We start from the raw sequence: 14,399 nt of genomic DNA on the forward strand, positions 1-14,399 counted from the left end.
CGGCATTGAGGTAAATATGAACATTACACAAATAATGACGCCGAGTAATCGACTACTAACCACCACAGCGGATGCCAGTTTAGCGTCACTTAGAGAAATATTTGCTAAAGCAAACTTTCAGCATGTGCCGGTAATAGACGGCACTAATCGCTTAGTTGGCATAGTGTCAGTGAAAGATTACTTTCGCGAGTTAAGCCCAATTATGGATTCGGCAACGGATCCAGCCATTAGCTTATTTATGCGCAGCCGTAAGGTGCATCATATTATGGTATCGCCGGTTATTACTATTTTACCAAACCAGAGTATTAAGCAGGCGGCAATAATGCTGTTAGAGCATAATATTAGTTGCTTACCAATAAGTAACGATGAAAAGCACTTGCTAGGTATTGTGTCCTGGAAAGATATTATGCGGGCGGCATTAACTAAACGCGCTACCAGTAGCAGTTAGCCTGCTTGTTGGTAACGTTTATGCAAAATAGCCACCCGAGCTACGTAGGCTTGGGTTTCGGCAAACGGCGGTATGCCGTTATAACGCCTAACATTACTGGCGCCGGCGTTATAAGCGGCCAGTGCCAGTGGCAATTCACCATCATATTGTTTCAGTAGTTGCGCTAAATAACGGCTGCCGGCCAAAATATTTTGTTCAGGTAAACTCGCATTCTCTACGCCTAAATGCGCGGCGGTGTTGGGCATTAATTGCATCAAACCAATGGCGCCCTTTTTTGAAATAGCAGCCGAGCGAAACGATGATTCAGCATGGATAACGGCGCGAATTAATGCCGGATCAAGTTGGTATTCGGTAGCTGCTTTACTAATAAGTTGGTTATAAGGTCGGATATACAACGGCGTAGTATGCCAGTTTATTGTTGATACGGGGGCGCAGGCAAAACAGTCGTAGCGCACTAGCTGAAACGGCCGATTTAGCGGCTGGCGATCAGAAAAAAAGCCGGTGCCGTCACTCTTAACTGATTTATAGACTAAGGTTTTGGCTGAAATGCTTTTTTTTACCGGTAGTGCTGCGGCCGGTGGTTGATTCGTCGGCGATAATTTCAGTTGTTTTTTACTGTCCGCAGGAATTTCGGCTGCCACCGTTGTTGATAGCAAACCTAGGCTAAAATAAAAAACAGCATAGGCTAAAGATTGCATATTAACTTGCTCACTTACTACCGAGGATCGCAAGTAAAGCACTAAGTAAGTAAAAGCTCAAGTTTTTGCCTTAACCATACGACTAGACGGTATTTTCTTTCGTTATAAAAAAGGGTTTAGCCGCGATATTCCTGCGCTTACTGGCTTATCTTTTGGCTTCATTGCACGCTACAATAAGGGCTGTCACTTTACCTCTCTTGTTATCAGGTTTTTCATGTATGTCGGTATTTGTTAATCGGCCATTATTGGTTGCAGTAGCTAGTGTGTTATTAGCTATGGTGACTATTCAATCTGGCGCTTCTATTGCCAAGCAACTGTTTCCGGTGGTTGGGCCTGACGGTACTACTGCACTGCGCTTAGGGTTCTCTGCGCTGGTATTGTGGTTAGTGTTTCGGCCATGGCGTAATTTACCTACTAGCCGCAGAGATTGGTTGGTCGTCATAACCTATGGTCTTAGCTTAGGCGGTATGAATATACTGTTTTATTTTGCTATTGAGCGTATTCCACTTGGTATCGGTGTGGCATTAGAGTTTACCGGCCCGCTGGCGGTAGCGCTGTTTTCTTCTCGGCGTAAGCGCGACCTAATTTGGGTGGGTTTTGCCGTTGCTGGCATTTTATTATTGCTGCCGGATATGCGCGGTAAAGATGCGCTAGATCCTCTGGGGGTTGTGTTAGCGTTGGCCGCGGGCGCGTGTTGGGCTGGCTATATTTTATTTGGCAAAAGAACTAATTCGCAAAGCTCTGGTGGCGCAACGGTGGCACTAGGTATGGCGGTTGCAGCGATAGTTTTAGTACCGATGGGCGCTGTAACCCAAGGTATGGCCTTGTTGACTTGGCAAGTCTTGCCGCTGGGTTTACTGGTTGGTGTGCTTTCCAGTGCGCTACCTTACTCGTTAGAGATGGTAGCGCTAAGAAATATGACGTCGCAGAATTTTAGTATATTTATGAGCATGGAGCCTGCGGTTGCCGCCTTAGCTGGCTTTTTGATTTTGTCGGAACAACTTACCCTTTGGCAGTGGCTTGCTATTGCTTTAGTGATTGTGGCATCGTTAGGTAGTTCTATTACTTCGGCCAAGCCGGCATCGAATAAAACTTGATCTAGCGCTAAGCAGGTTAAGCTATTTTTCGTTATAACTGATACATAACTGCGATTGGAGGTTGTTATGGCGTTTAAAACAGTTGCTCAGCTGATGACAGCTGATCCTTTATGTGTAACCCGAAATGCGAGTTTAAAAGATGCGCATGATCTAATGCGTAGCAAGAATATTCGGCATATTCCGGTAATTGACGATAAAGGTGAGTTAGTGGGTATGCTAACGCAAAAAATTATGATTGCGAAAGTGATGGGCTTAATGGCGCAATATGGTGCAACGGCATTGGAGCGCAAAGAAAAACAAATACTCATAGCTGATATTATGGCGACCGATTTTGCCGCTGTTGCACCACAACAGTCGCTAAAAGATGTTGCCGATTTTTTTGTTAGTAACCGCCACGGCTGTATGCCGGTTGTCGATGAGGCAAACAAGCTAAAAGGTATTTTAACCTCATCAGATTTTGTCCGTTTAGCTGCAGATTTATTAGGCCACTAGCACAGCAAGCTGTGACAAAGAGTTTAAATATAGAATAACGGCAATAAAAAAGCCCCGCAGTACTTTATCGTATACTGCGGGGCTTTTTTTACGTTAACTTAGCAAACCAAGTTAGCGTTTATATTATTTAACGCCAAGTTCAACTAACAGTTTATCGGCGCCATCTAGCTGCATTTGCCACAGCATATAACGCAAATCTACCTGAATTGAACGGGTGTTAGCTGGGTTGAAATCCCAATCAGAGATAATAGAATCTAAAGTACCGTCAAAGGCTAAGCCAACAAATTCTGCTTTGCTGTTTAGTACCGCAGAACCTGAGTTACCACCGGTAATATCTAAGGTGGCTAAATAGTTTACCGGTACTGAATTTAGGCTATCCACTTTATAGGGGCCATATTGCTTGGCTTTAATCGCATCAAGTTGCTTTTGTGGTGCGTTAAATTCGCCTTCGCCGGTTGCTTTAGCTGTAATACCTTGCAGTGTAGTAAAGGGTGCCCAGGCATTGCCATCTTCATTACCGTGATCACGGCCTGTAACATTACCAAAGGTTACCCGCAGTGTGCTGTTCGCATCAGGATAAACGGCCTGACCTTTAGACTGCATAAAGGCAATTTTAGCGCGCATATAACTGGCGTAAGCTTGCTGAATTTTACCACCAAGCTCTTCATCTGCTGCTTCGCGCTTTAAATCTGATTTATACAGCGCTAAAGCTGCTTTAACAAAAACATCATTACTTTGTTTAAACTGGTCAATTGACGCGTCTAATAATGCGGTACGATTGCTTAATTCAGCTAGACCACTATTAGCGTACCAGCTATCAATTAACGCAGTTAACTGTGCTTGGCTCATACCATCTTTAATACCCATAGCGGCATCAAACTCAGCATTACGCTGCTTTTTCGGCTGGGCGGCATATTTACTTAAGTTAGATAAATCTAACGCTTTTTCTACACCAACATCAAAGTTACGTTCCATGCCAGTAACATAGGCTTTAAAACGGGGTAAATCGCGTTGTTGGAAACCGGCTTTACGCTCTGCATCTGGCTTAGTGCTTTCATGCGCTAAGCGATGTAATGAGCGTGCAACTGACAGTAAACGCGGTGTCGCGTTATCGAGCAGATAATCAGCACGGTCTTGCTGCTGACGTTGTTGTAATAACTTCTCAATGTTTTTTAAATCATCAGCATAAGCTTTTTTGTTGTCGCGGCTGCTATTAACCCAGGCAGTTAGCTCTTTATGCTCGGCGGTTTTACGCTGTAAGAAATCGCTATCAGCGTAGCTATCTAGCATGCCTTGGCGGTTTTTCATGTAGTTATTTAAACCAGCAACACGGCTAGCATATTTTAGCGCGGCATCTTTATTGTTAACAGTTTCGCTGGCAATAATGTCTAAGGTGTTTTTATAACTTGCTACGGTGTTTGGGTAAGACCATTCAAAGGTTTCGCTAACTTCACTGGGTAAACGATGACGATTGGTGCGGCCCGGATAACCTAATGCCATAACAAAATCGCCTTCTTTAAGGCCGTCTTTTGCTAACGTTAAATGAAAGTCGGGTTTGTAAGGTACGTTATCAACATTAAAATCGGCCGATTTACCTTCCGGGCTTACGTAAGCGCGGTAAAAACCGTAATCGCCAGTGTGGCGTGGCCACATCCAGTTATCGGTATCACCACCAAACTTACCCACGCCGGCAGCTGGTGCGTGCACTAAACGTACGTCTTTAATCTCAAGCTGTTTAATTAAATAAAACTCTAAACTGCCATAGTAGGCGGCTACTGAGCAGCGGTGGCCTTCGTCTTTTTCACATTCAGCTACTACGGCTTTTTGGTTAGCTTCTATTGCATCAACCCGTTTTTTACCGCTTAATTTAGCTGTTTTGGCATCAATAATTTTGCTGGTAACATTTTCTACTGCTTTGGTAACGTAAATACGGCTACCCGGTGCGGCAGCAACTTCGTCGCTTAACGAGGCGGCTAAAAAGCCATTAGCCAGTAAGTCGTTTTCCGGTGTTGAGTTATGCGCAACGCTGCCATACACACAGTGGTGGTTAGTCGCGACTAAGCCATTTGGTGAAACAAAAGAGGCAGAACAACCACCTAAGCTCACCATGGCTGCCATAGGAAATTCGGTTAGTTTAGTTAAACTGGCAGGATCAAGTGCTAAGCCGGCGGCTTTTAATTCAGTGGCAATTTCAGGCAGTTGCTGCGGCATCCACATGCCTTCATTAGCCATGGCAAAACTGCTGGCCAATGCCAGCATCAAAAGGGATTTTTTCATAACGACTCTTCTAATTGTAATGTTAACAAAAATGTTAGTAAGCGTAACAACGTGCTTATAGTCTGTGTCTAGCTTGGGCTTGTCAAGATACAGACAACTGCTGTTACACTTTAAATCACTGTTTTCAGCTAAAAAACGTGGGGCAAACGTTACAGCTAAGTGTTACGTTTTGGCGGTATTGTGGCGTTGCTGCAGCACCCTAACTACGTCATTTAACTCTAGTTGTTGGCTACGCAATAGCACTAGTAAGTGAAAAATCAAGTCAGCAGCTTCATTGGCTAACTCTGCTTTATCACCAGCCATCGCGGCAAGCGCCGATTCAACCCCTTCTTCACCCACCTTTTGTGCAATGCGCTTTACGCCTTTGGCAAATAAACTGGCCGTGTAGCTACTGCTGGGCTCTGCGCCTTCGCGGCTCTGTATTACCTGTTCTAGCTCATATAAAAAAGCGAGTTGCGGGCTGTTGGCGCTATTGTCGTGCCAGCAGCTTTCTGTACCAACATGGCAGGTTGGTCCGTTTGGTATGGCCAGCACTAAAATACTGTCGGCGTCGCAGTCAATATCAAGGCTAACTAAATCAAGCGTATGGCCTGAGCTTTCGCCTTTGGTCCATAGCCGTGCTTTGCTACGACTATAAAAGGTAACCTTTTTACTATTGAGCGTTTGCGTTAAGGCTAGTGGGTTCATATAACCCTGCATTAGCACCTTACCTGAAATAGCATGCTGTACTATGGCCGGTAGTAACTGATTTTCGGGCCAGCTAAGCTGGCTAATGTCGTTTTTATTCATGTTCATATTCTCCGAGCCTACGTCAAATGTCACTGAAAAAAGTACCTATGCCTTAGCTAACGCTGTGCTAGCCCTTATCGTGGCCGAATGCTAATGCCATCGGCAATCAGTTTGGCTTTAAGTGCGGCTATTTCAATAATACCTTTATGAAACACACTGGCGGCTAAGGCGCCATCAACATCGGCTTGCTTAAAAACTTCGGTAAAGTGCGTCATGCTGCCGGCGCCACCACTGGCAATTAGCGGTATGTTACAAAGGTTGCGAATGCGCTGTAGTTGGGCAATATCATACCCTTGGCGCACACCATCTTGGTTCATGCAATTAAGCACTATCTCGCCCGCACCACGTTGTTGCACTTCAGCTACCCAGTCGCTGGTTAGCCATTGCGTTTTCTGGGTGCGGTTTTCATCACCGGTAAATTGGTATACTTGATATTGGCCAGAGGCAACATCAAAAAAGCTATCAATACCCACCACCACACATTGCTGGCCAAAGCTGTTATTTAACTCAGTAATAAGCTCTGGCCGCACTAATGCGGGGCTATTAATCGATATTTTGTCGGCGCCCATCTCCAGAATTTTGCCAGCATCATCAACAGTTTTAATACCACCGGCGACACAAAACGGAATATCAATAACTTCGGCGATACGCTGCACCCAAGTTTTATCAACCACTCGGCCATCGCTGGATGCGGTAATGTCATAAAATACCAGTTCATCTGCGCCAGCTTCAGCATAACGCTGCGCTAACGGTACTATATCGCCAATAATTTCATGGTTACGGAACTGTACGCCTTTAACCACCTTACCATCGCGCACGTCGAGACAAGGAATTATCCGTTTTGCCAGCATGCTATGGCCTCCTCAAGCGTAAATTTACCTTCAAGTAATGAGCGGCCTAGAATAACACCGGCTACGTTGCTGCCAATCAGTGCCTGTATATCGGCTAATTTGCCAATACCACCGGATGCTTGCCACTGAATTTGTGGATACTTTGCCGTTAATTCTTGGTACAAGCTTACGTTTGCGCCGGCTAAGGTACCGTCTTTACTAATATCGGTGCACAGCACGTGCTTAGCACCAGCATTTATATACTCCGCAAGTACTTGCTCTAAGGTAATACTCGATTGCTCAATCCAGCCGTGTGAGGGTAGAGTTTTCTCGCCAGCCGCATTTATTGCTACATCTAGCGCTAACACTAAACGCTCTCCGCCGTATTTGTGCAGCCAGCTTTGCACTAGCTCGGGTTGGCGAATTGCTAAGCTACCAATAACTACTCGGTTAGCTCCAGCGTTAAGTAAATCAATAACGTCTTGCTCGGTGCGTACGCCGCCGCCTACTTGAATGTTTAGTGGTGCTGCGTGCATCAATTCAGTAAGTAACGTTAGTTGACGTTTAGTGGCATCTTTAGCGCCTGATAAGTCAACAATATGCAGCCAGCTTGCGCCGGCTCTCGCATACTCGTCACGTAAGCTTTGCGGTTTAAAACGATACTCGGTAGTTTGTTCGTAACTACCTTGATATAGCCGAACTACATTGCCGTCAATTAAATCTATTGCTGGAATTATCACAGCTGCCACTCCAGAAAGTTATGTAGTAAACGTGCGCCCGTTTTACCCGAGCGTTCAGGGTGAAATTGCGCACCAATCACATTGTTATTACCAATAACAGCGGCAAACTTAGTGCCGTACTCGCAATTGGCTAAGCTATATTGGCTGGGTGCAACAGCAAAACTATGCACAAAATACAGATAATCTTGCTCAGTAAAACCTGTCATTAGTGGGTGCGAGCTAATATCGCATAAGGTGTTCCAGCCCATATGTGGTAAGCGTAAGCCGGCACTTTGTAACGGTAATACGTCACCATTAATTAGGTTTAAGCAGGCAACATTACCTTCCATGCTATCGCGATTCAGCATTTGCATACCTAAGCAAATACCCAATAGTGGCTGCTGCAAACTTTGTAGCGTGCTAATTAATTCAGCCTGTTGCAACTTTGCCATCGCATTATGTGCAGTACCAACACCGGGTAAAATAACTTTAGCTGCGGCTTTTATAATTTTTGCATTATGGCTAATTACTGCATCGACTCCTAAGCGCTTAATCGCAAAGTAGACCGAGCTAATATTGGCGCAGCCGGTATCAACAATAACCAGTTGTGCCATTACAGCACTCCTTTAGAGCTAGGCAGCGCTTCGCCAGACACTTTAATGGCATTACCAAGCGCACGGCCGAATACTTTAAATAAGCCCTCTACCATGTGGTGTTTATTACCGTCGCTAATGGATAAGTGCAGCGTTATAAGCATGGCATCGCTAAGTGAGCGGAAAAAGTGTGGTACCATTTCTAAATTTAATCCGCCAACACTGCCTGAACCTAAGTTAGCGTCAAACTTAAACATCGGCCGGCCGGATAAATCTAATACGCATTCGGCGCGGCATTCGTCCATGGGTAAAACAAAGCCAAAACGATTAATACCGCGTTTATTGCCCAGCGCCTGCTTTAATGCTTGGCCTAGTGCCAGTGCGGTGTCTTCAACACTGTGGTGATCATCAATATATAAATCGCCAGTCACTTTTACCTGCAGGGAAAAACCGCCGTGGGTGGCAATTTGATCGAGCATATGATCAAAAAAGCCGACGCCGGTTTCAAACACATTATTCCCAGTGCTGTCTAAGTCGACGCTGATTTTGATATCAGTTTCACGGGTGGTACGTTGCACAGTAGCTTGGCGGCCTTTGCTAAGAATACGTTTAGTAATTTCAGGCCAACCTAAATTGGCTCGGTCATATAAAAATGCTGGTAGGCCCATGTTTTCTGCCAGCTGCACATCGGTAGCGCGATCGCCAATGACGTAAGAGCTGGTAAAATCGATTTTTCCTTGTTGCAAATAATCTTTAACTAAACCTAGCTTGGGTTTACGGCAACTGCAGTTGTCTTGCTCAAAGTGCGGGCAAATTAATACATCGTCAAACTGAACGCCTTGTGAGTTTAGTAACTGCATCATTTTGTTATGTGGCGCATCAAAGGTATTACGCGGGAAGCTGTCAGTACCAAGACCATCTTGATTGGTTACCATAACTAGGCGATAACCGGCGGCCTGCAGCTTTAATAGTGCAGGTACTAAACCGCTCTCGTAAGCCAGCTTTTCTAAACTATCAAGCTGCTTATCTATAGCTGGCTCTTCAACCATAGTGCCGTCACGGTCAATAAATAATATCGGCTGGCCTTTCATATGCGCTCCTTGTTTGCGGTGCTGTTCGCTAAATTAAAATATTTGTCCATAGCTGTGGTGAGAGCTTGCATCTCGTTAGCGCTGCCAATAGACACGCGTACTACTTGCGATAAACCCAACTGACTTGATTGATTACGAATTAAAATACCTTGCTCGGCCAGCGCAGCTACGCAGGCGGCAGCGTCGGCTACCTGCAACAGCACGTAGTTAGCGCTGCTTGGCCACACTTGGTTAATACCGGTTCTGGCTTTGGCGTAGGTAATAAAGTTATCGCGCAGCTGATTAAGCGTGTTTACGCTGTTTTGCATCTTTGCTATTGCTTCGGGCCGCAGCGCTTGTGCGGCAATTTGGGCCACAGGCTCAGCTAACGGATAGGGCGCGATCATCTGTTTTAATGCCAAAATAATGTCTGGCGCCGCCAGCGTAAAACCACAACGTAAACCGGCTAGCGCAAAGGCTTTAGACAAGGTGCGCAGTATTACAAGGTTGGGGTAATCGTTTAATAAATTTAGCGTTGACGCCTCGGGTGCAAACTCAATATAGGCCTCATCTACGACTATTAGCGCACTGTGTTTAAAATGCTCTAACACCGCAATAATTTGTTGGCGCGGAATGAGATTACCGGTCGGGTTATTTGGGCTACAAATAAACACCAACTTAGGTGAGGTGGCAAATAACGCTGGTAAATTAAGTTCAAAATTCGCGGTTAGCGGCACAATATTACAGGCTACATCGTTACTTTGTGCGCTAATGGCATACATGCCGTAAGTGGGCGGGCAAAGGCTAATACTCTCTTGCTTTGGCTGACAAAAACTACGAATTAACAACTCAATCGCTTCATCGGCGCCACGGCTCACTAACACTTGATCCGGTTGCAGCTTGGCGTAGGCGGCATAGCCGTCAATTACCGCTTTGGGCTGACAAGACGGATAGCGATTAAAGCTGCCAGTTAGCTGATACTCTGGTGCTAACGCATTTTCATTGGCGTTTAACCAAATGGCACCGCCGCTCATGCTGCTTCTTGCTGAAGCGTAGGGCTGAATTGCTTTTACCGTATCGCGCGCTAGGGCATGTATTTTTGTCGTATTCATCTATTACTCCTTACACTTTTCTAGCGCGGCTAAACGTATACTGACGGCATTAGCATGGGCATCTAAGCCTTCTGCGTTAGCCAAGGTCACTATGCTGGGGCCAAGATTACGCATGCCAGTTTCCGACAAGGTTTGTACCGTGTAGCGTCGATAAAAATCAGTTAGCGATAAGCTAGATACCGTTTTACTGTAACCGTAGGTTGGTAACACATGGTTAGTGCCGCTGGCATAGTCACCGGCTGATTCTGGTGTCCATTTGCCAACAAAAATACTGGCGGCACTGTCAAATTGTTCGATGAGCTCGGCATCGATATCGGTCTGTATAATTAAATGCTCTGGTGCATAAGCGTTGATAACGCTGACGGCCTGTACAAGATCCCGCGTTAAAATATAGCGGCTGTGTTTAAGTGCTTGTGCGGCAATAGCTTGCCTTGGTAAAGCCATAAGTTGGCGGCTTACTTGAGCTTGCACTGCGGCAATTACGCTTTGGCTATTACTTACCAACAATACTTGTGAATCAGGGCCGTGCTCGGCTTGCGACAGTAAATCGGCAGCAACAAATGCAGGATTAGCATTTGCGTCGGCTAATACCAATACCTCTGATGGGCCAGCAGGCATATCAATAGCTGCGCCTTTAATATCTTGGCTAACTTGGCGCTTGGCTTCAGTAACATAACGATTACCTGGGCCAAAAATTTTGTCTACCTTAGGAATGGTTGCTGTACCATAGGCCAGTGCAGCTATGGCTTGGGCACCGCCAATCGTAAAAATGTCCTTGATACCGCACAATTCTGCGGCATAAATAATTTCTGCTGCTATGGCATCGGCTTGGGTTTTACCTGGTGGAGTTATTAGCACTACACGTTTACAGCCGGCTAATTGTGCCGGCACACCCAACATTAATACTGTGGAAGGTAGTGGCGCACTGCCTCCGGGAATATATAAGCCAACGGCATTAAGCGCGCGATTTTTAAGTTGGCACATAACACCTTGGCTAGTTTCTACCTCAATATCACGCGGCAACTGTGCAGCATGAAATTTACGAATATTGTTGTAAGCCAATTCTATGGCGGCTTTACGTTCAGGTAATAAGGTTGCTAATAGCTGCTGCTTTTTATTGTCACTAATACACAGCGTATTGGTAGTTAGGCTATCAAATTGTTGGCTATAAGCACGCAACGCGGCATCGCCTTGCTGCTGCACTGTACTAATAATGGCGCTAACTTGAGCGGTTAAATTGGCCGAGTCATCAAGTTGCGGCCGTGCTAAAGCCGCATGTTGTTCAACAGCCGATAGCTCTGACCAGTCAATAATGCTATTCACAATTACAGCATCCATCATTACACCATCATCTTTTCAATTGGCAGCACTAAAATTGAGCTGGCGCCTAGCGCTTTTAGCTGCTCCATGGTTTCCCAAAACAGGCTTTCACTACTCACAACGTGAATAGCAACCAGGTTGTCATTCCCCGCTAGTGGCAATATGGTTGGGTTTTCGGCACCCGGTAATAGCGCAATAATTTGCTCTAGTTCTGTGCGCGGTGCGTGCAACATAATGTATTTACTTTCATTAGCTTGCATTACGCCGTTAATGCGGGGCATCAGTTTGTTAATTAATTTAAGCTGCTTGTCGTCACAGAGGTTCTTGCGCTGAATAAGCACCGCTTTGCTGCGATAAATAACTTCAACTTCTTTTAAACCATTAGCATCTAAGGTGGCGCCGGTGGACACCAAATCACAAATGGCATCAGCTAAACCGGCGCGTGGTGCTACTTCAACCGAGCCTTTTAAGGTAACAATACGTGCATTTACTCCTTGTTGTTTTAAATAACGCGCCAGTAAACGTGGGTAAGTGGTGGCAATGGTTTTGCCTTCTAATGAACTAGAATTGGCGTAGGTTTCTTCTTGCGGCACGGCGATAGACAAGCGGCAGCTACCAAAGTCGAGTCGTTTTAAAATAGTGTAGTCGGCACTGTCGTTATCTAACTTGCGCTGTAGCGACTCTTCTTCCAGCACGTTTTCGCCAACAATGCCTAAATCACAGACGCCGTCCATAATTAGGCCAGGAATATCGTCATCACGTACGCGTAAAATATCGATAGCCATATTTTCAACGTGGGCAATAAGGCGTTGTTCGCGCAGGTTAATTTTTAAACCGCAGCTAGCAAATAATGCTTGAGAGTCAACCGATAAACGGCCAGATTTCTGCATGGCGATACGTAAGCGTTTCGATTCTGTTGCCGGACTCATATAGGTCTCCGTGACGATAATTTTAAATTGATGATGCTAAAAACAAAAATCCCGAGCCTGGGCTCGGGATTTTTGTTTTTCACCGGAGCGCCAGAAATCAGCCCTCCGAAAATATCGGATGGCTAGTCGCTATGATGATGGTACAGATTAATCGTATTCATGTTTTAAGCTCTCGCCTGTTTTGTTGCTATACAAGTTAGCGGTTTTTTATTAACAGAACAAGCTTTTTATGTTTTTAATATCAATAGGATTTGTTTTTATCTATCTGATTTTAAATATTTTTTATTTTAGTGTTATTTTTAACGTAAAAATAAAATTTTAATGCAGAATATTTATTGGTGTTCTGTGCTCATTTAATAAGCATGTTGTATAGTCATGCCTAAGTTGTGATCTTGATACTGTTTTACTGTTAGAATGGTAAAAATAGCAAAACATAGCTTTGGGTAGGTAACAATGAACGGTATTGGCGGCGTAACAAAAGCAGCAGCACTCGCAACATTAACTGACATGACATCAGGCGTTAGCCCGATAACGCAGCAAGAGTTTCAGCAACGGTTGACAAAGGCCGTGCAATTAATGCAACAGCAAAAACTGGATGCGATATTACTAACTGCAGGGACCAGTCTATATTATTTTACTGGTTTACGTTGGTATGCCAGCGAGCGGTTGGTCGCGGCATTGCTGTTAGCGGATGGCAGGTTGCTGTACATTATTCCTGAGTTTGAGCGCGGTACTATAGCGCCACAATTAGTCATGCCAGGGCAGTTACACGGCTGGCAAGAGCACGAAAGCCCATATCAGCTTTGTATTAAGCTATTGCAAGATAAAATGGCATTGGCGCTAGACGAAAGTGCCGCGTTTTTTATTGCTGATGGCTTGCTAAAAGCTGAACCCGCGTTGCAGTTGAGCAACGCCTCTAGTGTAACTTCCGCTTGTCGGCGCATTAAATCGGCCGCTGAGCTGGCGCTGATGCAACGCGCAATGGATATGACGCTTGCAGTGCATAAAGCGGTAGCCAGTATACTTTATGCGGGTATTAGCACTAAAGAGGTTGAAGCTTTTATTGATCAGGCACACCGCAAAGTAGGCGCAGTTGATGGCAATTATTTTTGTATCGTCTTGTTTGGTAGTGATACCTCGTATCCGCATGGTGTAGCAAACCCGAAAAATCTAGAGCATGGCGATATGGTGCTTATTGATACTGGCTGCAAACTCCATGGTTATTTATCGGATATCACCCGCAGTTATGTATTTGGCCAACCAACAGCAAAACAACAAGCGGTATGGCAACACGAAAAAAACGCTCAAGCCGCCGCCTTCGCTGCTGCGCAAATTGGCGTGGCTTGTCAGGAAGTTGATCGCGCGGCACGTAAGTACTTACAGCAACAAGGTTACGGCCCTGATTATCAGTTACCGGGTTTACCGCATCGCACTGGCCACGGTATTGGCTTAGATATTCATGAATGGCCTTATTTAGTGGAAGGTAACGAGCAACCTTTGGCTGCCGGTATGTGTTTTAGTAACGAGCCAATGTTAGTGCTACCGGGAGAATTTGGTGTGCGTTTAGAAGATCACTTCTATATGACAGAGCAAGGCCCGCGTTGGTTTACTGAGCCGGCATTAGCTATTGATCAGCCATTTAGATAAAGGTTAGCTGCGTTTGGCGTCTGTTAGTGTCTTTTAACATCAAGTTAATATAATGTTGGCCGATAACAAGGTAAAGCATAACGGGAGACGGTAATGGACGCTTTTATGCCCTTTGTACAACGTGTGCCTGGTACGCCAGTTGAGCCTGAGCCCAAATTGGTGGTACCGGTATTTAAAGAAGCTCGGCTAAGCCCGATTAAACCTAATGAGCAGAAATACCTTATTTTACGCCGCAAAGCGCGAGCAGGTAATAAAGGTACTGAGTCATACCCTGACGCACCATACACCACCCCAGAAGACGAGCAACACGTAGACAGTGAAGGCAGGTTAGATATTTTTGTCTGAATTTTTCTCTGGTTCAAGGCATAATAGCGGTCT

The 14,399-nt window shown here is 45.2% G+C and carries 15 protein-coding genes; 5 read left to right on the forward strand and 10 right to left on the reverse strand.

The genetic code is table 11. The features are described from left to right. The first annotated feature begins 16 nt into the window (after window positions 1–16). On the forward strand, window positions 17–448 hold the full coding sequence (locus E0Z06_RS05485; protein WP_132582658.1) for a CBS domain-containing protein: 432 nt from the start codon (window positions 17–19) through the stop codon (window positions 446–448). On the opposite strand, the gene E0Z06_RS05490 is transcribed toward E0Z06_RS05485, so the two are convergent. Beyond that, window positions 445–1,146: a lytic transglycosylase domain-containing protein gene (locus tag E0Z06_RS05490; RefSeq protein ID WP_132582660.1), complete on the reverse strand. Its 702-nt coding sequence runs from the start codon at window positions 1,144–1,146 to the stop codon at window positions 445–447. The genes E0Z06_RS05485 and E0Z06_RS05490 overlap by 4 nt on opposite strands. A gap of 218 nt (window positions 1,147–1,364) precedes the next feature. On the opposite strand from E0Z06_RS05490, the gene E0Z06_RS05495 reads away from it, so the two are divergent. Next, window positions 1,365–2,243, forward strand: coding sequence for a DMT family transporter (locus E0Z06_RS05495; RefSeq protein ID WP_132582662.1), 879 nt, complete (start codon window positions 1,365–1,367; stop codon window positions 2,241–2,243). A 66-nt stretch (window positions 2,244–2,309) separates the two neighbouring features. Next, the gene (locus E0Z06_RS05500) at window positions 2,310–2,735 is read left to right on the forward strand and encodes a CBS domain-containing protein (protein ID WP_132582664.1); all 426 of its coding nucleotides are present in this window, start codon (window positions 2,310–2,312) and stop codon (window positions 2,733–2,735) included. Between the two features lie 123 nt (window positions 2,736–2,858). On the opposite strand, the gene E0Z06_RS05505 is transcribed toward E0Z06_RS05500, so the two are convergent. The 9 genes from E0Z06_RS05505 to hisG form a co-directional block, all read right to left on the reverse strand. Beyond that, entirely contained in the window at window positions 2,859–5,012 is a 2,154-nt protein-coding gene (locus E0Z06_RS05505; RefSeq protein ID WP_132582667.1) for a S46 family peptidase, read from the reverse strand. A gap of 162 nt (window positions 5,013–5,174) precedes the next feature. Then, on the reverse strand, window positions 5,175–5,807 hold the full coding sequence (gene hisIE / locus E0Z06_RS05510; RefSeq protein WP_243695566.1) for a bifunctional phosphoribosyl-AMP cyclohydrolase/phosphoribosyl-ATP diphosphatase HisIE: 633 nt from the start codon (window positions 5,805–5,807) through the stop codon (window positions 5,175–5,177). Between the two features lie 68 nt (window positions 5,808–5,875). Then, window positions 5,876–6,652, reverse strand: a complete 777-nt coding sequence (gene hisF / locus E0Z06_RS05515) for an imidazole glycerol phosphate synthase subunit HisF (protein WP_132582669.1) — start codon at window positions 6,650–6,652, stop codon at window positions 5,876–5,878. Next, a complete protein-coding gene (gene hisA / locus E0Z06_RS05520; RefSeq protein ID WP_132582671.1) occupies window positions 6,634–7,371 on the reverse strand; it encodes a 1-(5-phosphoribosyl)-5-[(5-phosphoribosylamino)methylideneamino]imidazole-4-carboxamide isomerase in 738 nt (245 codons plus the stop codon). Before hisA ends, hisF begins: the two co-directional genes overlap by 19 nt. Then, on the reverse strand, window positions 7,368–7,964 hold the full coding sequence (gene hisH / locus E0Z06_RS05525) for an imidazole glycerol phosphate synthase subunit HisH (protein WP_132582673.1): 597 nt from the start codon (window positions 7,962–7,964) through the stop codon (window positions 7,368–7,370). The genes hisA and hisH overlap by 4 nt, the downstream gene beginning before the upstream one ends. Then, on the reverse strand, window positions 7,964–9,034 hold the full coding sequence (gene hisB / locus E0Z06_RS05530; protein WP_132582675.1) for a bifunctional histidinol-phosphatase/imidazoleglycerol-phosphate dehydratase HisB: 1,071 nt from the start codon (window positions 9,032–9,034) through the stop codon (window positions 7,964–7,966). The genes hisH and hisB overlap by 1 nt, the downstream gene beginning before the upstream one ends. Continuing rightward, a complete protein-coding gene (hisC, locus tag E0Z06_RS05535; protein ID WP_132582677.1) occupies window positions 9,031–10,125 on the reverse strand; it encodes a histidinol-phosphate transaminase in 1,095 nt (364 codons plus the stop codon). The genes hisB and hisC overlap by 4 nt, the downstream gene beginning before the upstream one ends. A 3-nt stretch (window positions 10,126–10,128) precedes the next feature. Beyond that, window positions 10,129–11,466: a histidinol dehydrogenase gene (hisD, locus tag E0Z06_RS05540; RefSeq protein WP_243695567.1), complete on the reverse strand. Its 1,338-nt coding sequence runs from the start codon at window positions 11,464–11,466 to the stop codon at window positions 10,129–10,131. Further along, window positions 11,466–12,374, reverse strand: coding sequence for an ATP phosphoribosyltransferase (hisG, locus tag E0Z06_RS05545; RefSeq protein WP_132582679.1), 909 nt, complete (start codon window positions 12,372–12,374; stop codon window positions 11,466–11,468). The genes hisD and hisG overlap by 1 nt, the downstream gene beginning before the upstream one ends. A gap of 453 nt (window positions 12,375–12,827) precedes the next feature. Here hisG and E0Z06_RS05550 point away from each other — a divergent pair, with 453 nt between their 5' ends. Both E0Z06_RS05550 and E0Z06_RS05555 read left to right on the forward strand, forming a co-directional pair. Next, window positions 12,828–14,021, forward strand: a complete 1,194-nt coding sequence (locus E0Z06_RS05550) for a Xaa-Pro peptidase family protein (RefSeq protein ID WP_132582681.1) — start codon at window positions 12,828–12,830, stop codon at window positions 14,019–14,021. Between the two features lie 93 nt (window positions 14,022–14,114). Continuing rightward, window positions 14,115–14,366 (forward strand): hypothetical protein, encoded by a 252-nt coding sequence (locus tag E0Z06_RS05555; RefSeq protein WP_132582683.1) that lies wholly within the window; start codon window positions 14,115–14,117, stop codon window positions 14,364–14,366. The last annotated feature ends 33 nt before the right edge of the window (window positions 14,367–14,399 follow it).

This window comes from Rheinheimera sp. D18, assembly GCF_004345025.1.
Taxonomy (GTDB): Bacteria; Pseudomonadota; Gammaproteobacteria; order Enterobacterales; family Alteromonadaceae; genus Alishewanella; species Alishewanella metallidurans.